Source organism: uncultured Chitinibacter sp. (assembly GCF_945957625.1).
Lineage (GTDB): Bacteria > Pseudomonadota > Gammaproteobacteria > Burkholderiales > Chitinibacteraceae > Chitinibacter > Chitinibacter tainanensis.
Map to the genome: position 1 here is coordinate 74353 of NZ_CAMFLP010000014.1, position 18059 is coordinate 92411.

General features: G+C 56.2%; 19 protein-coding genes. 6 read left to right on the forward strand and 13 right to left on the reverse strand.

Features of this window, described 5'->3' with window-relative positions:
- Positions 1-186: 186 nt before the first annotated feature.
- Together mnmA and QV747_RS14305 are read right to left on the reverse strand one after the other, a co-directional pair.
- Positions 187-1254 (reverse strand): tRNA 2-thiouridine(34) synthase MnmA, encoded by a 1068-nt coding sequence (gene mnmA, locus QV747_RS14300; protein WP_273431894.1) that lies wholly within the window; start codon positions 1252-1254, stop codon positions 187-189.
- The gene (locus tag QV747_RS14305) at positions 1251-1733 is read right to left on the reverse strand and encodes an NUDIX hydrolase (RefSeq protein WP_273431892.1); all 483 of its coding nucleotides are present in this window, start codon (positions 1731-1733) and stop codon (positions 1251-1253) included. Before QV747_RS14305 ends, mnmA begins: the two co-directional genes overlap by 4 nt.
- Positions 1734-1900: 167 nt before the next feature.
- On the opposite strand from QV747_RS14305, the gene QV747_RS14310 reads away from it, so the two are divergent.
- Genes QV747_RS14310 through QV747_RS14320 form a run of 3 tightly spaced genes read left to right on the forward strand, consistent with a single transcriptional unit; the run spans position 1901 to position 5213 of the window.
- Positions 1901-2539: a TetR/AcrR family transcriptional regulator gene (locus tag QV747_RS14310; RefSeq protein ID WP_273431890.1), complete on the forward strand. Its 639-nt coding sequence runs from the start codon at positions 1901-1903 to the stop codon at positions 2537-2539.
- Positions 2536-3630, forward strand: coding sequence for an HlyD family secretion protein (locus QV747_RS14315; RefSeq protein WP_273431889.1), 1095 nt, complete (start codon positions 2536-2538; stop codon positions 3628-3630). The genes QV747_RS14310 and QV747_RS14315 overlap by 4 nt, the downstream gene beginning before the upstream one ends.
- A 2-nt stretch (positions 3631-3632) precedes the next feature.
- Positions 3633-5213, forward strand: coding sequence for a DHA2 family efflux MFS transporter permease subunit (locus tag QV747_RS14320; protein WP_273431886.1), 1581 nt, complete (start codon positions 3633-3635; stop codon positions 5211-5213).
- A gap of 58 nt (positions 5214-5271) precedes the next feature.
- Here QV747_RS14320 and QV747_RS14325 read toward each other — a convergent pair whose 3' ends face one another.
- Positions 5272-5919, reverse strand: a complete 648-nt coding sequence (locus QV747_RS14325; RefSeq protein ID WP_273431883.1) for a pseudouridine synthase — start codon at positions 5917-5919, stop codon at positions 5272-5274.
- Positions 5920-6098: 179 nt separating this feature from the next.
- Between QV747_RS14325 and icd the strand changes: the two genes are divergently transcribed.
- Positions 6099-7322, forward strand: a complete 1224-nt coding sequence (gene icd / locus QV747_RS14330; RefSeq protein WP_028449790.1) for an NADP-dependent isocitrate dehydrogenase — start codon at positions 6099-6101, stop codon at positions 7320-7322.
- Between the two features lie 118 nt (positions 7323-7440).
- On the opposite strand, the gene QV747_RS14335 is transcribed toward icd, so the two are convergent.
- Positions 7441-7644, reverse strand: coding sequence for a cold-shock protein (locus QV747_RS14335; RefSeq protein WP_028449789.1), 204 nt, complete (start codon positions 7642-7644; stop codon positions 7441-7443).
- A 245-nt stretch (positions 7645-7889) separates the two neighbouring features.
- On the opposite strand from QV747_RS14335, the gene clpS reads away from it, so the two are divergent.
- Both clpS and clpA read left to right on the forward strand, forming a co-directional pair.
- On the forward strand, positions 7890-8198 hold the full coding sequence (clpS, locus tag QV747_RS14340) for an ATP-dependent Clp protease adapter ClpS (RefSeq protein WP_028449788.1): 309 nt from the start codon (positions 7890-7892) through the stop codon (positions 8196-8198).
- 1 nt (position 8199) lies between these two features.
- Positions 8200-10467 carry an ATP-dependent Clp protease ATP-binding subunit ClpA gene (gene clpA, locus QV747_RS14345; protein ID WP_273431879.1) on the forward strand — a complete coding sequence of 756 codons (2268 nt, stop codon included), beginning with the start codon at positions 8200-8202 and terminating at the stop codon, positions 10465-10467.
- 104 nt (positions 10468-10571) lie between these two features.
- Here the strand turns inward: clpA and QV747_RS14350 are convergent, their stop codons facing one another.
- The 9 genes from QV747_RS14350 to QV747_RS14390 all read right to left on the reverse strand — a co-directional run.
- Positions 10572-11387 (reverse strand): mechanosensitive ion channel family protein, encoded by an 816-nt coding sequence (locus QV747_RS14350; protein WP_047393569.1) that lies wholly within the window; start codon positions 11385-11387, stop codon positions 10572-10574.
- A gap of 85 nt (positions 11388-11472) precedes the next feature.
- Complete coding sequence (xerD, locus tag QV747_RS14355; RefSeq protein WP_273431876.1) at positions 11473-12432, reverse strand: site-specific tyrosine recombinase XerD; 960 nt, start codon at positions 12430-12432, stop codon at positions 11473-11475.
- Positions 12432-12956, reverse strand: a complete 525-nt coding sequence (locus QV747_RS14360; protein ID WP_273431873.1) for a methylated-DNA--[protein]-cysteine S-methyltransferase — start codon at positions 12954-12956, stop codon at positions 12432-12434. Before QV747_RS14360 ends, xerD begins: the two co-directional genes overlap by 1 nt.
- Positions 12953-14035 carry a glycoside hydrolase family 18 protein gene (locus tag QV747_RS14365; protein ID WP_273431870.1) on the reverse strand — a complete coding sequence of 361 codons (1083 nt, stop codon included), beginning with the start codon at positions 14033-14035 and terminating at the stop codon, positions 12953-12955. Before QV747_RS14365 ends, QV747_RS14360 begins: the two co-directional genes overlap by 4 nt.
- Before the next feature lie 74 nt (positions 14036-14109).
- Positions 14110-14460, reverse strand: a complete 351-nt coding sequence (locus QV747_RS14370) for a RidA family protein (protein WP_028449783.1) — start codon at positions 14458-14460, stop codon at positions 14110-14112.
- A 77-nt stretch (positions 14461-14537) separates the two neighbouring features.
- A complete protein-coding gene (locus tag QV747_RS14375; protein ID WP_273431867.1) occupies positions 14538-15722 on the reverse strand; it encodes a transposase in 1185 nt (394 codons plus the stop codon).
- 49 nt (positions 15723-15771) lie between these two features.
- Entirely contained in the window at positions 15772-17106 is a 1335-nt protein-coding gene (locus QV747_RS14380; RefSeq protein ID WP_273431865.1) for a mechanosensitive ion channel family protein, read from the reverse strand.
- Positions 17107-17598: a D-glycero-beta-D-manno-heptose 1-phosphate adenylyltransferase gene (rfaE2, locus tag QV747_RS14385; RefSeq protein WP_273431863.1), complete on the reverse strand. Its 492-nt coding sequence runs from the start codon at positions 17596-17598 to the stop codon at positions 17107-17109.
- 194 nt (positions 17599-17792) lie between these two features.
- On the reverse strand, positions 17793-18059 hold a 267-nt coding region (locus QV747_RS14390), incomplete at its 5' end, for a hypothetical protein (protein ID WP_273431861.1).

An 18059-nucleotide genomic window follows, 5' to 3' on the forward strand; every position in this document is an offset into this window, starting at 1 on the left:
AACAAAGCCGCAGCTAGCAGGACGCGCGATCAATGACTTCGACAAAACTCCACCACAGTTCGCACCGCTAACCCCTCATAAAAAAACCGCCAGCATCGCCAGCGGTTTCACATGCCCAACCTGGGTATTGCCATGTAGCCATTTAAAATCAATAAATACCGAGCAATACTCCCGCGATCATTTGCCTTACTGAATAATCCCACCACCCAGGCAAACTTCGTCACGGTACAGCACCATCGATTGCCCCGGCGTTACCGCCCATTGTGGCTCGTCGAATACCAGCTGCACGCCGCCTTCGATGAGCGTCAGCGTGCAGGCACTGTCGGGTTGGCGGTAGCGGGTTTTGGCGGTGTAGCGGCCTTCGGCCGGGGACTCACCCAGAATCCAGGAGCAATCTTTCGCCACCACCACCGGATTAAGTAGCAGCGGGTGATCATGGCCTTGCACCACGATCAGCTCGTTGCGCTCCATGTTTTTGCCGGCCACAAACCACGGCTCGGCGCTGCCTTTGGTACCGCCGATACCGAGGCCCTGCCGCTGACCGAGCGTGTAGTACATCAGGCCCTGATGTTCACCCATCACCTTGCCTTCCGGCGTGACCATCGCACCCGGCTTTTTCGGCAAATAGCGATTTAAGAATTCACGGAACGGCCGCTCGCCAATGAAACAAATGCCGGTGGAATCTTTTTTCTTGGCGTTGGGCAAATTAATTTGCTCGGCGATGACCCGCACTTCGGATTTGAGCAAATCCCCGAGCGGAAATACCGCGTGCGAGATTTGTTCTTGGCTTAGGCGATATAGAAAATACGTTTGATCTTTGCTTTGATCGGCGGCACGCAGCATTTCGGTGCGGCCGTCTGCTCTTAATCGGGTTTTTGCGTAATGCCCCGTTGCAAGCTTGACGCCACCGAGCTTGATTGCGTATTCCAGAAACGATTTAAATTTGATTTCGCTATTACACAGAATATCCGGGTTCGGCGTACGGCCGGCCGAGTATTCGGTCAGGAAATGACTAAATACGCGGTCTTTGTATTCGGCGGCGAAATTCACAAGCTCGATATCAATGCCCAGCAGATCGGCCACGGCAATCGCGTCCATGCTGTCTTCTTTGATCGAGCAGTATTCATCGTTGTTGTCGTCTTCCCAGTTTTGCATGAAGACGCCATGCACTTCATAGCCTTGCGCTTTGAGTAAATGCGCGGTAACTGAGGAATCCACCCCACCAGAGAGGCCTACTACAATTTTGCTGCTCATGACTGCGTTCCATTTAATGCGGGGTCGTGATCAAAATCACGAAGAAGCTCAAGCGGATAGCGCCGCCCGGCCAGATAATCGTCGATGCAGGCCAGCAACAGCGGGCTGCGATGCTCGGCTTGCCGCGCCAGCACTTCATCACGGCTCAGCCACACTGCGGCTTCAATGCCTTCATCCGCGAGGCCGAGCTGCCGCGTGGCATCGTGCGCGCCCAGCTCGCCACTAAAGGCGTAGCGCAGGTAGGTGAGATCCGAGCCCGGCACGCTCCACTGGTAAATTCCCACCAGTGCGGTCGGGGTGAAATGGTAGGCGGTTTCTTCCAGCGTTTCGCGCTGGCAGGCGGCCACGATGGATTCGTTGGCATCCACATGCCCGGCGGGCTGATTGAGTTTGAGCGCGCCTAGAATGCGCTCTTCCACCAGCAAAAAGCGGCCATCTTGTTCAATGATGGCGGCGACGGTGGTATTGGGCTTCCACATCTTCGGGGCTTATCCTTGCGTCGACAAGCGCTTGATTTTACCTGATTTCCTCCCCCCACGGCCAGCCACCTCCGCCCAGCGCAGCGGCGCAAAATTTAACAAAAATTCATTTGACGCTCGCCGCCTGCGGCGATTTAATAACTAACCAGTCAGTTATTAAGCACCAGATGATGAACCCTAGCCCCCGTAATCAGCGCCGTAAAGCCGCCCGCCCCGATGAAATTATCGCCGCGGCGATCCAGCTTTTTCACCAAAAAGGCTTTACCGCCACGCGCATTGATGAAGTCGCCGCCGCCGCCGGCGTCACCAAAGGCACCGTGTATTTGTATTTCCCCAGCAAAGAGGCGCTGTTTAAAGCCGTGGTGCAAGAGCGCATCTTGCCCAATCTGGCGCGCATGCATGAGCTGGTGGCGCAATTTCGCGGCTCGCGCCGCGATTGCCTCAGCATGGTGCTGCGCGGTGTGGCCGAAGCGCTGGAAAACTGCGGGGGTAGTATTTCCAAGCTGATGATCGCCGAAGCCGGGAATTTCCCCGAGCTGGCGCGCTTTTACGAAAGCGAAGTGATTGAGCCCACTTACCAAACCCTGCGCCAGATACTCTCCGAGGGTATGGCCAGCGGTGAATTCAGAAACATGGATCTGGTGCATATACCCCGCATCATTATCGCCCCCCTGCTGTACGCCAATATTCTGCGCCACACCTTTACCACGGCCGATTTGGGCCTGACCAATTTATTGCAACACGCCGAATGCCAGCTGGATCTGCTGATGCATGGCCTGCTGCGCCCTGCCGGAGAAACCGCATGAGCACAACCGAAGCTACTCCCCGTCAAACCAAAGGCCGATTGATTCTGGGCGGTATTTTGCTGCTGGCGGCCGGCATTATTGGCTATCGCCTCTGGTGGGCAAGCGGCCATGTCGGCACCGATAACGCCCAGCTCGAAGGCCATATTGTGCCGATTTCCGCCCGCGTGGGCGGCTATGTGCAAACCGTAGCGGTCAATGATAATCAGCCGGTGGCCGCGGGCGGCCTGCTGGTTCAGCTTGATCCGCGCGACTATCAGGCCAAAGTGCTGCAAGCGCAGGCCGAAGTGCAAAATGCGCTCAGCGCCTCGGGTGGGCAGCGTGGCGGTGGCGAGGCGCAAGCCAAGATCGGCGCCGCCAATGCCACCGCCGCCGCAGCAGCAGCGCAGCGGCAGGCCGCCGAGCAAGCGATTAGCGAAGCGCGCGCCAATGCCGAGAAAGCCCAAGCCGATCTGCGCCGGGCGCAAGAGCTCGCCGCGCAGAAAATGGTGAGCCAGGCCCAGCTGGATAACGCCCGCACTGCGCTGCAAGTCGCGCAAGCGCGCATCGCCACCCTAATCGCCCAGCAACGCGCCACGGCTGAGCAGGCCGCCGCTGCCGCGCAGCAAGTAGCGGTCTCCAGCGCCGGGCTCAAATCCGCCGAAGCTAAAACGCTGGCCGCGCAAGCACAGCTGGCGCTGGCGCAAAATCAGCTGACCGATACGCAAGTGAAAGCGCCGATGGCCGGCGTGGTGAGCAAGAAAAACGTCGAGCCGGGGCAGATGATTCAGGCCGGGCAAACGCTGATGTATCTGGTGAAAACCGATGATCTGTGGGTGACTGCCAATCTCAAAGAGACCGAAACCGCCGCCGTGCGCCCGGGCCAAAGCGTGGAAATCAAAGTCGATGCCGATGGCCAGATCCTGACCGGCAAAGTGGATTCATTCAGCGGCGCCACCGGCGCGCGCTTTACACTGCTGCCGCCCGACAATGCCACTGGCAACTTCACCAAAGTCGTGCAGCGGGTGCCGGTGAAGATCAAGCTCGATCCGCTGCCTGCGGGCGCCAATTTGCGCCCCGGCATGTCGGTTGAAGTGACGATCCGGACTAAATAGCCATGAAAGCCATCTTGCCGGGCCTCTCGCGCTCGACCGACGATGCCAGCATCCACCAGCATCGCTACATTATTGCGCTCACGGTCACACTGGCCTGCGTGCTGGAATTACTAGACACCAGCATTGTGAATGTGGCGATCCCGCACATGATGGGTACGCTGGGCGCCACGCTGGATGAAATTACCTGGGTATCGATTGGCTATGTGGTGGCCAATGTCATCGTGCTGCCGATCTCCGGCTTTTTGGGCAATTTATTTGGCCGGCGCAATTATCTGGTGCTGTCGATTGGGTTGTTTATCGTGGCCTCTATCGCCTGCGGTAATTCCAGCTCACTACCCGAAATGGTGTTCTGGCGCATTGTGCAAGGCTTGGGCGGCGGCGGGCTGATCGCCACGGCGCAAACCACCTTGTTCGAGGTGTTTCCCAGCAAGGAAATGGGCAGCGCCATGGCGATTTTCGGCATGGGCATTATGCTGGGGCCGATGCTGGGACCCACAGTGGGCGGCTGGCTCACCGATCAATACAGCTGGCCATGGATTTTTTATATCAACCTGCCGCTGGGCATGGCCGCCCTGCTGCTCACTTTGATTTATGTGCCCGAATCCAAGCTGCGCAAGGCGGTCACGCACATCGATTTTGTCGGTCTCGCGCTGATGGCCGGTGGGATTGCCGCGCTGCAATTACTGCTGGAGCGTGGCGAACGGCTGGAATGGTTTGATTCGTGGGAAATCGTGATTTACAGCGTCACCAGCATTGCCGCCCTGGGCGCGTTTATCATTCGCCAGCTCGAACATCGCTACCCGCTGGTCGATTTGCGCGTCTGCCAAGATGTGCAGTTTTCGGCCGGCCTGGTCATTACCTTTTTGCTCGGTGGCGCGCTGTTTTCTACCGTGTTTATTTTTCCGGTGTATGTGCAAACCTTGATGGGCTATACCGCCTGGCAAACCGGCCTGCTGATTCTGCCTTCGGCGCTAGCCTCGGGGCTCACGATGCCGATCTCGGCCAAGCTGGTAGCCAAAGGCATGCCACCGCGTATTTTAATTAGCCTGGGCGCCAGTATTTTCCTGGGCTCGATGTGGCTACACCATGGCTTTACCACCCAATCGGGCGTGGGAGATTTCATGGGGCCGCTGATCTTGCGCGGCATTGGGTTGGGGATGATTTTTATGCCGCTCAATAGTCTGACCATGGCTAATTTGCGGCCCAGCCAGATCGGCAGCGCCACGGGTCTGTACAACCTCACCCGCCAGTTGGGCGGCAGCGTGGGCATTGCCTTATCGGCTACGTTCTCCACCAAGCTGATGCAAATGCACGGCGCGGCGCTGCTCGAGCATCTGGGCGGCTTTGCCGCACTGGAGCGCTTGGCCCAGCTCAAGGCCCGGCTGATCAGCACCGGCACGCCGGCGGCTGGCGCGGATACGCTCTCGCAGCTACTGCTGCAGCAAACGGTGAACAAACAGGCGCTGATGCTGGCCTATGATCAGCTGTTTTTGCTGTTTGGCATCGCCATGATTTGCGTGCTGCCCTTATTGCTACTGATGCCTAACAGCCAGGTGCGCGCCTCGGCCGACGCGGCCCATTAACCCGCTCGCCGCGCCAAGCGCAAAAGGCTGCGGCAGTAAGGAAATTGGGTAGAGGCGATTAGCGCGTTTTATTCGGCCCGCGGCGCCCACGCTGTTTGGGTCGCCCAGCCGGGCGTACCCCTGCGCTCGCCTTGGCTGCGGGTTTGGGGGCGGGTGGCGCCGCGACTTCGAGGGTTTGAAACGTACCCGGCGCAATACCATCCAGGGTATAGCCTCCAATCGAATAACGGATAAGGCGTAGCGTTGGATACCCCACCTTGGCAGTCATGCGGCGCACTTGGCGATTTTTGCCTTCGCTGATGATGATTTCCAGCCAGCTGGTGGGAATATTCGCCCGCTCGCGAATCGGCGGCTGGCGCGGCCACAGGCCAGCGGGCTCATCCATCAGCCGGGCCCCCGCTGGCTGCGTGCGAAAGTCGCCCAAATCCAAGCCACCGGCACGCAAAGCTGCCAGCGCGGCCTCATCGGGCACGCCTTCCACCTGCACCCAATAGGTTTTAGGTAACTTGTGTTTCGGATCGGTAATGCGGTGAATCAGCCCGCCATGCGCGGTCAGCAGCAAGAGGCCTTCCGAATCGGTATCCAGCCGCCCCGCTGCATACACTTCTTTGATCGGCACATAATCAGCCAGGCATTGATGAGGGGGGCTGGGCGTGAATTGGCAAATCACGCCATACGGTTTGTTCAGCAAGATCAGCTGCGGCATGGGCGTTCAAAACAAGGGGGAAACCAGCGGCATAATAACCTACATCGTCGCCAAACGGCTTGGCAGAGCGCCGGCAAACCTGTGATAATAGTGCGTTTTTTCGCCCCTGCTGGCATAAAAATCAGGATAAAGCGGGGCGAGGCGTTTTTAATTGGCTGTATTTCACAGGAAATAGCACGATGAGTCTGATCAAAGTACCACAAGGCGGCGCGAAAATCGTTCCTAACCTCGCCACTCCTGACAATCCAATTATCCCTTTCATCGAAGGTGATGGTATTGGTGTGGATATCACCCCAGTTATGATCGATGTAGTCGATGCAGCTGTGAAAAAATGCTACGGCGACGCGCGCAAAATCCACTGGATGGAAATCTACTGCGGCGAGAAAGCCTCAAAACTGTACGCTGATGGCTCATACCTGCCACAAGAAACCCTCGATGCACTGAAAGAATACGTAGTATCGATCAAAGGCCCATTGGCTACGCCAGTTGGCGGCGGTATCCGTTCATTGAACGTGGCGCTGCGTCAAAACCTGGATCTGTATGTATGTCTGCGTCCAGTACGTTATTTCGACGGCGTACCTTCGCCAGTGAAACGCCCAGACCTCGTTGACATGGTGATCTTCCGTGAAAACACTGAAGACATCTACGCCGGTATCGAGTGGGACGCCACTTCTGAAGGCGCGAAAAAAGTTATCGAATTCCTGCAAAAAGAAATGGGCGTGAACAAGATTCGCTTCCCAGAATCTTCTTCAATCGGCATCAAACCAGTATCGAAAGAAGGTACTGAGCGTCTGGTTCGCAAAGCGATTCAATACGCCATCGACAACAACCGTAAGAGCGTTACCTTGGTACACAAAGGTAACATCATGAAGTTCACCGAAGGTATGTTCCGCACTTGGGGCTACGAGCTGGCCAAGAAAGAATTCGGTGGCGTTGAGATCGACGGCGGCCCATGGTTGCAACTGCCAAACGGCATCGTGATCAAAGACGTGATCGCTGACGCGTTCTTGCAACAGATCCTGTTGCGTCCAGCTGATTACGACGTAATCGCAACCCTGAACCTGAACGGCGACTACATTTCTGACGCTCTGGCGGCAGAAGTAGGCGGTATCGGTATCGCTCCAGGCGCGAACTTGTCTGACAATGTAGCGTGCTTCGAAGCTACACACGGCACTGCACCGAAATACGCAGGCCAAGACAAAGTAAACCCAGGTTCATTGATTCTGTCGGCTGAAATGATGTTGCGCCACATGGGCTGGACTGAAGCTGCGGACAAGATCATCGAATCAATGGGCAAAGCGATCCAAGACAAGATCGTAACTTACGACTTCGCCCGCCTGATGGACGACGCGCAAGAAGTGTCTTGCTCGGCCTTCGGTAAAGCAATGATCGAACGCATGTAATTGCTGGCTACGGCCTGCATTGAAAAACCCCGCCTAGCGGGGTTTTTTTATGGGTGAAACGCCAGGCATTAAAAAGCCCGCCAAGCGGCGGGCTGATCTGACTACAGCAAGCAGACGCTTAGGCGGTCTGGATATTTGCTGCTTGCAGGCCTTTTTGACCTTGCGTCAGTTCGAAAGTCACGCGCTGACCTTCTTTCAGGGTTTTGAAGCCTGGCATATTGATTGCCGAGAAGTGCGCGAACAGATCATCACCACCTTCGTCCGGCGTGATGAAACCAAAACCTTTAGAATCGTTGAACCATTTAACAGTACCGAATGCCATAGCTAAGAACCCTGCAGACTTTAAAAAAAATATTCCTGAAATATCGGCTTCACACTCAAATGAGCGCGCCGAAAGGTAGCCTGCTAGAATTGCTTCCACCAAGCTTGCATCACTTTTTACGCGAGAATAACCATCGCGGTCAAGAGATGTCCCGATTAATAATTCACAGTGTCGCGCGGCGTTAACGCTTGAAAAAACAGCGGCGCGCGCCAAAATAGAAAGTGAAACTCCGGTAAGTGAACCCCATGGCCCAGACGTATCAGTTTGACACTGAGCTCCAAAAAGCAGACGTTCGTACCGCCCCTCCGCCGATGTGGCAAGTGGTGTTGCTCAATGATGACTTTACCCCGATGGACTTTGTCATTGACGTGTTGCAGCAGTTTTTCGGATTGGGAAGTGAGCAAGCCACTCGGATCATGCTGAAAGTGCACCACGAAGGTCGTGGTGTTTGCGGGACATACCCGAAAGACATTGCCGCTACCAAGGTGGCCGATGTAACGCAATACGCACGGGCGCACCAGCATCCGCTGCAATGCATCATGGAGGTGAAATAAAATGATCGCCCAAGAACTCGAAGTTAGTTTGCACATGGCGTTCATGGATGCGCGGCAAAAGCGCCATGAATACATCACAGTCGAGCATCTACTGCTGGCTCTGCTGGATAATCCTTCGGCCATTGAAGTGATGAAAGCCTGCGGCGCCAATCTGGAAGAGCTGCGCCGGCAGCTAGGCGACTTTGTCACCGAACACACCCCGGTGGTGTCGGGCACCAACGAAGTCGAAACCCAACCGACCATCGGCTTTCAACGCGTGATTCAGCGTGCCATTTTGCATGTGCAGTCTTCCGGCAAAAAAGAAGTCACCGGTGCCAATGTACTGGTAGCGATTTTTGGCGAAAAAGACAGCCACGCTGTCTATTTCCTGCATCAGCAAGGCATTACTCGCCTCGATGTGGTGAACTTCATCGCCCATGGCATCAGCAAAAGCAGCCAAAGCGCGCCACAATCGGCGCCCAAAAGCGAACAGAATGAAGATGGCGACAACGAAACCCCAACCGGTGGCGCGCTGGAAAACTACACCCAGAACATGAATCAGCAAGCCTTGGCGGGCAAAATCGACCCGCTGATTGGTCGCGATCATGAGCTGGAACGCGTCATTCAGATTTTGTGCCGCCGCCGCAAAAATAACCCGCTGCTAGTGGGTGAAGCCGGTGTGGGCAAAACCGCGATTGCCGACGGTTTGGCGCGCAAAATCGTCGAGGGTGATGTGCCCGATGTGTTGGCCGATGCCACCGTATACACGCTGGATATGGGCGCCCTGCTCGCCGGCACCAAATACCGCGGCGATTTTGAGCAACGCTTAAAAGCAGTCATCAAGCAGCTCTCCGAAGAGCGCAACGCGATTTTGTTTATCGACGAGATCCATACCTTGGTGGGCGCAGGCGCAGCCTCTGGCGGCACGCTAGATGCTTCCAATCTGCTGAAGCCCGCACTGTCGAATGGTTCGCTCAAATGCATTGGCGCCACCACCTACAGTGAATTCCGCGGTATTTTCGAGAAAGACAATGCGCTGTCGCGACGCTTCCAGAAAATCGATGTGGTAGAGCCGACGATCGAGCAAACCATTGAGATTCTAAAAGGGCTGAAAGATAAATTTGAAAGCCACCACGGCGTGAAATACACCGCCGCGGCGCTTACCACGGCGGCAGAATTGTCGGCTAAATTTATCAACGACCGTCATCTGCCTGATAAAGCGATTGATGTGATTGACGAAGCCGGTGCAGCGCAAAAAATCTTGCCGCGTTCGAAACAGAAAAAAACCATCGGTAAAGGCGAAATCGAAGACATCATCGCCAAAATTGCGCGTATTCCACCGAAATCAGTCTCTTCTGACGACAAAAACACGCTCAAAACGCTGGAGCGCGATCTGAAAAACGTGGTATTCGGGCAGGAAAAGGCCATCGAAGTGCTCGCCACATCGATCAAGATGGCGCGCGCTGGCCTTGGTAACCCGCAAAAACCGATTGGCTCCTTCCTGTTTAGTGGCCCGACCGGGGTCGGTAAAACCGAAGTGGCCCGTCAGCTCGCGTACACCATGGGCATTGAGCTGATCCGCTTTGATATGTCCGAATATATGGAGCGCCATGCGGTTAGCCGACTGATCGGCGCGCCTCCGGGCTATGTGGGTTTTGAACAGGGCGGGCTCTTAACCGAAGCCATCAATAAGCACCCGTATGCGGTCTTGCTACTGGATGAGATCGAAAAAGCGCATCCGGATATCTACAACGTGCTGCTGCAGGTAATGGATCACGGCACGCTCACCGATAACAACGGCCGCAAAGCCGATTTCCGCAACGTGGTGATCATTATGACCACCAATGCGGGCGCAGAAATGCTAAATAAATCGGTGATCGGCTTTACTGCCCGCAAGGAAACCGGCGACGAAATGCAGGAAATCAAGCGCATGTTCACGCCGGAATTCCGCAACCGGCTGGATGCGATTATCCCGTTTGCGCCACTGACGCACGAAATCATTCTGCAGGTGGTCGACAAATTCCTGATGCAACTGGAAGCGCAGTTGCACGAGAAGAAAGTCGACGCGCATTTCTCACCGGCGCTGAAAGATTATCTGGCCCAGCATGGTTTCGACCCGCAAATGGGCGCGCGCCCAATGGCCCGCCTGATTCAGGACACCATCCGCAAAGCGCTGGCGGACGAATTGCTGTTTGGCCGGCTGGTGAATGGCGGCGAAGTTACCATCGACATCGACGACAATGGCAAGGTATCGCTCTCCATCCCTGAAAAAGAAATGGCTCCAGCCTAATACCCACACAGGGTATTTTCTGAAGATCATCTGGAAAGGTCAGTAATAAAAAACCCGCCAAACGGCGGGTTTTTTATTGGGGTGCAAATACTGATTGCTGGGGTTTATTTCTGCACCACGGTCACCAGCTGCGCTGGGGTTGGCGCCGGGAAGGCCGCCAGGGTTTCCAGAATGGCACGGTTGGTATCGAAATACACTTGCCAGTAATGATCATTGTGGCAATACGGGCGCACCGCCAGCACAGGGCCTACCAGCTGGAAATCCAGGATTTCCACTTCCACCGCAGGCTCAGCTAGTACATTGGGTACTTGAGCAATGCGCGCTTTCAGCGCCGCAATCGCTGCGGGCGCATCCGCCGCCCCTGACAGCTGAGCTTTCAGATCCACACGGCGATAAGCGTTGGCGCTGTAGTTGGCAATGTTGTCGCTAAAGATTTTGTTGTTGCCAACCACAGTCAAGACGTTGTCGGGCGTCATCACGGTGGTGGCAAACAGGCCCACTTCGTGCACGATACCGGTTACGCCGCCGGCGCAAATCATGTCGCCAACTTTAAAGGGCCGCAACACAATCAGGAACGCACCACCAGCAAAGTTGGCCAGCAAGCCCGACCAAGCCATCCCGATCGCCACACCCGCGGCGGCCAGCAAGGCGGCAAAGGTGGTAGTTTGAATACCGAAATAGCCCAGAATACCGATCACCAGCAAGACATTCAGCAACACCGTAACGGCCGAGCCCACATACCGCAATACGGTTGGATCCACTTTTTGCCGCGAAAGGCCGCTTTGTACAAAGCGCACCACCACCCCGATCAACCAACGGCCAATCACCCAGAAGGCAATCGCCGCGAGGATTTTCACCCCGAATTCGGCCACATAGCCCATGATCAGATCTTGATACTTATTCACCAGACTTGAATCCATTGACGTTCTCCTTATGAAATGCTGATAGCAAGCCAACAAATCATACCGTAGGCATCAAGAAAGCCAAATGAAAACGGGGATGGTGTTACCCGCGCGGATGGTGTTGCTGGTGTAGTGACTTCAGCCGCTCGGCCGCTACCTGGGTGTAGATCTGCGTGGTGGTGATATCGGCGTGCCCAAGCAAGCTTTGCACCACCCGTAAATCAGCGCCATGATTGAGCAAATGCGTGGCAAAGGCATGCCGCAAAACGTGTGGGCTAAGCTGACTGGCCGCCACACCCGCCGCGGTGGCATATTGCTTGATGATGAACCAGCAACCTTGCCGCGTCATCGCTTCGCCACGCTGATTCACAAACAGGCACGGCTCGCTGGCGTGTTTCACCAGCAGTGGGCGCGCGGTTTGCAAATAGCGCTCCAGCCACTCGCTGGCCACCTCGCCCAGTGGCACCAAACGCTGTTTATCGCCCTTGCCGTGCAATACCCGCAGATAGCGCTCACGCAGATGCAGTTGGCTCAGCGGTAAGCTCACCATCTCGCTCACCCGCAAGCCTGTGGCATACATTAGCTCCAGCAGCGCGCGATCACGCAAGCCAGCGGGGGTATCTAAATCGGGGGCGTCCAGCAGCGCTTCGATTGTATCTTCGGGCAATGATTTGGGCAGCGGTCGCACCCGCTTGGGCGTGACCAGCTCGGCACAGGGATCGAGCGTCAGCCGCTCTCGGGCCCGCCAGTACTGATAAAACTTGCGCAAACTGGCCATCCGCCGCGCAAGGCTCGCCGCTTTCAAATCCCGCGCCTGCCGCGCCAGAAAAGCCTGCACGGTATCGCGATCAACCTGCAATACATCATGCTGCCCGCGCTCCTGTGCCAGCCATTGCGCCCAGATCAGCAAATCGCGCCGGTAGCTGTCAATGGTATTGCGCGCCAGCCCTTCTTCCAGCCAGATGCCATCCAAAAACGCATCAATCAGAGCAGTAGCGGCGGCCACAGCGCTGGCCTGCTCGTCTGCCGTACTGACATCAACATCACTCGCGGCATCCACCATTAGCGCACGCCCTCGTGCGCCAGCAGCCAGCGCTTGATCGGTAACCAGTCGCGCCCATCCCGCTGGGCGTTAAAACCGCCTAAACCCTTGGCGCCCAGAATCCGATGGCAGGGAATAATCACCGGATACGGGTTGCGCCCACAGGCCGTCCCCACCGCCAAGGAGCTGGATTGTAGCTCACGCGCCAGCTCACCATAGCTGCGCGTTTGCCCCACTGGGATACGCTGCATCGCAGCCCACACTTGTTGCTGATGCGCAGTCCCGACACTCAGCAGGGGCAAAGTAAAAGTGAAATGCGGGTTATGCCAATAGGCTTCCAGCTGGCGCACGGCGTCTTGCAAGATCGCGCCGCTGGGCGCCACCGCTGGCGGCGCCTCCAACAGAAACTCCACCCGCAATAGCGCCTGCGCATTGGCCCACAGGGCAAGGCCCCCAAATGGGGTGACCAGCTGGGCAAAATCGCTCGCCCCAGCCAGATACCCCACACCGTATTGGCCGCTAGAGCTTGTATTATTTGAATTCAAAGGCAATACCCCTGCTCAGCATACAGCGCGGCATGCAGTGCAGTGAGCAAGCGTTGGTCATCATCCTCGCTCAACTCCCAGAACATCGCCCCGGCTAGCCCCTCTGCCCGCGCAAAGGCGCCTTTTTCGGCGATGGAGATTTCATCTTCATAGCTGATAAAGGTATCGCCATCGTACAGCCACGGCGCCCGCGCGACCGGATCGCGCTGCTGCTGCCAGCGCCCATCAGCCAGCAGGGGGCGAATTTTGGCAAAGCCCGGCGCCGCATTGCTGCCGGCCTGCCCTGCTGCGCCCAAGCCGGGCGCCGCCACACCTTGCAGGCTGCGGCCGTACAACGGGCAACCCAACACTAATTTCTCGCGCGGCACGCCATTGGCCACATACAGCGCCACCGCCCCCGCCGCACTATCGGCCGTGGGCTCGTGGGCAGGGGGGTATAAATTGGCATGATGACCGGCCCGCGTGGCCCAGCCATTGTAAAAATCGTAGGTCATCAGATTGATAAAATCGCAGGCCGCGGCCACTGGTCCGATCTCCACCCCATCGAGATAATACTGCCCCGCACCCGCGGCGATGCTCAGCAAATACGGGCGTGCCGCCGGTCGGGCTGCGCTGCACGATTCGGCATCGAGTGCCTGGCGAAAGTCTTGTAGTAGCAGGGTGAAGTTTTGCCGATCTTGCGGGCGGGCGCGAATGCCGGCCATATCGTTGCTAGGGTATTCCCAATCCAGATCAATCCCATTCAGCCCATAGCGGCGGATAAAGGCCAAACCCGAAGCCACCAGCTTGGCGCGCGATTCGGCGGTGAGCGCGGCATCGGAGAAGCCATCGGCGCTCCAGCCCCCCACCGAAATCAAGATCTGCAATGCCGGATTGCGCGCACGCAGCGCGAGCATTTGCTGCATGACCGCCTCTTGCTGCGCCAAGGCGGCGGCATCGCCACTGAATGCGCCCGGCAAATCAAGCTCTCCATCGCGAATCACCGCAAAGGCATAGCAAAGATGGCTCAGTTTTTCGACCGGCAATGACTCAAAAGCATACGGCTCCCAAGTGGCCAGATAGGCCAGCAGCATCGGCATTGCAGTTCCTTATCAGGGTATCACCCTGCAAGCATTATCAAAATTAGCTTAGATGGCAATACCCCAAATAGGTATTACAGCGCAGCAATCACGGTCATTTCCACCAGATAACGTGGATCGGCCAATTTGGCCTGCACCGTGGCGCGCGCGGGGGTGTGGCCAGCTGGCACCCAGGCAGACCAGGCCTGATTCATAGCATCGTAATCAGCCATGTCGGTGAGGAAAATTGTCACCTGCAAAATTTTGCTTTTATCCGAGCCCACTTCGGCCAGTAGCTTATCAATGCAGCCGAGCACTTCTTCGGTTTGCCCGAGGGCGTCTTTATCGAGGTTTTCGGCAATCTGGCCGGCAAGATACACGGTATTGTTGTGCACGACGGTTTCGCACAGACGAGGGCCAACGTGATAACGCTGAATCGATGACATCATGACATTCCTTGTGAGAATAAAAAGCGAACGATGAAAAAAGGCGAGCCGCAGCTCGCCCGGATAAATTGGCTGGCTTAAGCCACGGCCCGCAGCCTGAGCGAGAAGTCGGCTAGCGCCTTGATCCCGCTGGCTTCGGCGCGTTGGCACCAATCCTGCAGCTGTTCAACCAGCTCAGCGCGGGTCAGCGTTGAGCGCTCCCAAATGCGGGTAAGCTCTTGGCGCATCTGATACACCTGTGTGAGCACCGCGCTTTGCGCCAGCAGTGCCTGCAAGCTGGTCTGCTCCGCCACCGGAGTATCTTTGGCGTCTTGTTTCAGCCAGATTTTCATTTGCCGCACCGGGTTGAAATTGAGCGCTGGCAAGCTGGCATTAGCGCGTAATTGCTCGATTTCACTGGCCACGGTGGCTTTTAAGGTGCGCGCGTAGCTGGCGGCGATGGCGTAACGATTGGCGATTACGGCCTGTACGGCCAACTCGTCAAACACCGGCCGGGCAGTGCCTTGTTTGAGCTTGGGCGCTACTTTGCGCACAGTGGCCAAGCGGCAGAAGGCCAGCGTGCGGATATACAGCCAGCCAATATCAAACTCAAACCACTTATACGACAGCTTGGCCGAGGTACCGAAGGTGTGGTGATTGTTGTGCAGCTCTTCGCCGCCGATCAAAATCCCCCACGGCACCAGATTGGTAGAGGCATCTTCACATTCGAAATTGCGATAGCCCCAGAAGTGACCAATACCATTAATCACCCCGGCCGCCATGATCGGAATCCACATCATTTGCACGGCCCAGATCCAGATGCCGTTCACACCAAATAGCAGCAAATCCAAGACCGCCATGGTCGTTGGCCCCCAGACGCTATGCGGGGTATACAAATGGCGCTCAATCCAGTCATCGGGCGTGCCATGGCCGTATTTTTGTAGCGTTTCCTGATTTTTGGCTTCGGCGCGATACAGCTCCCAGCCTTCCCAGAAGACTTTTTTTAGCCCCAACACCTGCGGGCTATGCGGGTCTTCGGCGGTTTCACATTTGGCGTGATGCTTGCGGTGAATGGCCGCCCATTCCTTGGTGATCTGAGCCGTAGTTAGCCAGAGCCAGAACCGGAAAAAGTGACTGATCAGCGGATGCAAATCCAGCGCGCGGTGCGCTTGGTGGCGATGCAAAAAGATCGTGACCGCGGCAATCGTGATGTGTGTTAAACCCAGCGTAACGAGGATATATCCCCACCACGGCAAATCAATCCAACCATTCAACCAAGACATACTTCTTATTCCTCAAGCCGGCCACCGATGGGTGGCCTCTGTGCTGATTTTACGCAGAAACCTCAGGCGCTGCAGAATTCTTCGGCGCCTCTGCCGGCTGGCCGGCAGGCGGCAAGATCATGACATCGCGCCGTGGATAAGGGATCTCGATGCCATGGGTTTTAAAGGCACGCCAGATACTTAGATTGAGCTCGGATTTGAGTCCCATCTGCCCGTTTTCAGGGTCGGCCAGCCAGAAACCGAGCGTGAGATTAATCCCGCTATCGGCAAAAGCCGTGACAAACGCTCCCGGCGCGGGGTGCGGCAGAATACGTGGATTGTCTTTAGTCACATCCACCATAATCTTCATGACCAGCTCTAGATCGGAATCATACGCCACCGATACCGGCAAACCGACCCACACCGAGCGATCGTTATACGATTGATTAACCACGGTTTGGGTAATCAGCGTGTCGTTCGGAACTAGCGATTCAGTCCCATCCGCCGCTTTGAGCACGATATAGCGCGAAGTGAGGCCGCTGATCACACCTTGGCGGTTATCCACGGTAATCAGGTCGCCCATTTTGATGGAGCGATCCAGCAAAATGATAAAGCCCGACACATAATTCGAGGCGATCTTTTGCAAACCAAAACCCAAACCCACACCCAGCGCACCACCAAACACCGACAGTACCGTGAGATCGATGCCCACCAGCGAGAGAGACAGCAACACGGCCAGCACCACCAGCACCGAGCGCATCACTTTCACCAGCACAACGCGGACGTTCATTTCCATCACATCGGTGGCCATTAAGCGGGCTTCAATCGTGCGCCCAGCCCACATCGCCAGCAACAAGGTCGCCCCTACCGAGAGCAAGCCTTGCAACACGGTGAGCACCGAAATATGCACTTTGCCGGCGTTAAAACTGATTTCATCAAGGGTTTGCAGCACTTCCGGCAGAATACCGACCACATGCAAGACATACAGGCCCCAAATCACCAGCGCGATGTATTTCTCCCATTGCTGCACCCATTTGGCATCTTGGAAAACCCGGCGAATCACATACACCAGCAGCCGAATATTCACCATCGCCAGCATCAGCAAATTGGCCACTCGCAGCAGCGAATTCACATGCCCTTCCAGCAGCGATAAGGTTAAATTGCTAACACTCACCAAGATCAGCGCGAGCACGGGGAAAAGAATGCGGCGCAGACCATCTTCACCCGTTTTCCAGCGCATGCCCGCAATGGTCGAAGAGCGCAAAATACGGCGCGATACCCAGTAGGCCAGCCCCCAGCACAAGAGCAGCAAAATGCCCTGCGTAATGATCTGCGGGTGTGCAAAACCCAGCTGATTCACATCATGAATCAGCTTGGCTAAGAGATTATGCCGTTCGAGCTCCATTTAGGCCCCCCGGATTTTTTGCAGGGTTTGCGTGGTTGAAGTCGCAAAACGGAATGGAATCGAATGCACCGCGCCACCTCGCGCGAGCACTTCACGACTTCCTACCATCGCCTCGGGAGCCCAGTCCCCCCCTTTCACCAAAACATCCGGCTGCACCATCTCGATCAGATTGAGCGGAGTATCTTCATCAAACCAGGTCACCAGCGTCACCGACTCGAGGCTAGCCATCACGGCCGCACGGTTTTCCAGCGGATTAATCGGGCGGTCATCACCCTTCCCCAAGCGGCGCACCGAAGCATCCGTATTCAGCGCTACCACCAGGCTGCCACCCAGCGCACGGGCCTGTGCCAAATAGGTAACATGGCCGCGGTGCAGAATATCAAAGCAGCCATTGGTAAAAACTACTGGTTTTGGCAGGGCGGCCAAATGCGCCGCTAAATCAGCAGGGGCGACTATTTTTTGTTCAAAGTCGGGCGTGGGATAGTTTTGCATCGTATTCTCATCGGCCACATCAAGGGCCAGCAGTGCATCAATATCCGGCATTATAAGGAGAGGGCGATGCCAGTGATAGCCAAGAGCGATGTTAATTGTTGAAGGAACTTCTGTGGCGAGGGGCTAACGAGCCATCTCAATCAAATAGATACAAATCAGTGCCATCATTGACCTGCATGATAGAGGGTATCTGCTCAGAGCCTATTATTTCCATAGCCTCCAGCAGAATACTCCCCATAATCTTCAAATGGCATCTGATAAAACAAAGCCCAGCGTAGCTGGGCTTTGTTTTGGGGTTGGATTTGCGCCGCTGGCTTGGGCGCGGCTGGCCCACGGTGCTGCTGTCCGCTATGTTTTGCTTGGGTTTGGGGCTGGGCTGGGTTTGCTTCTGTTCTGCACCCCACCACCACTTCCGCCGCGCAAAGCAAAAAGCCCAGCTCTTCTGAGCTGGGCTTCTTTAG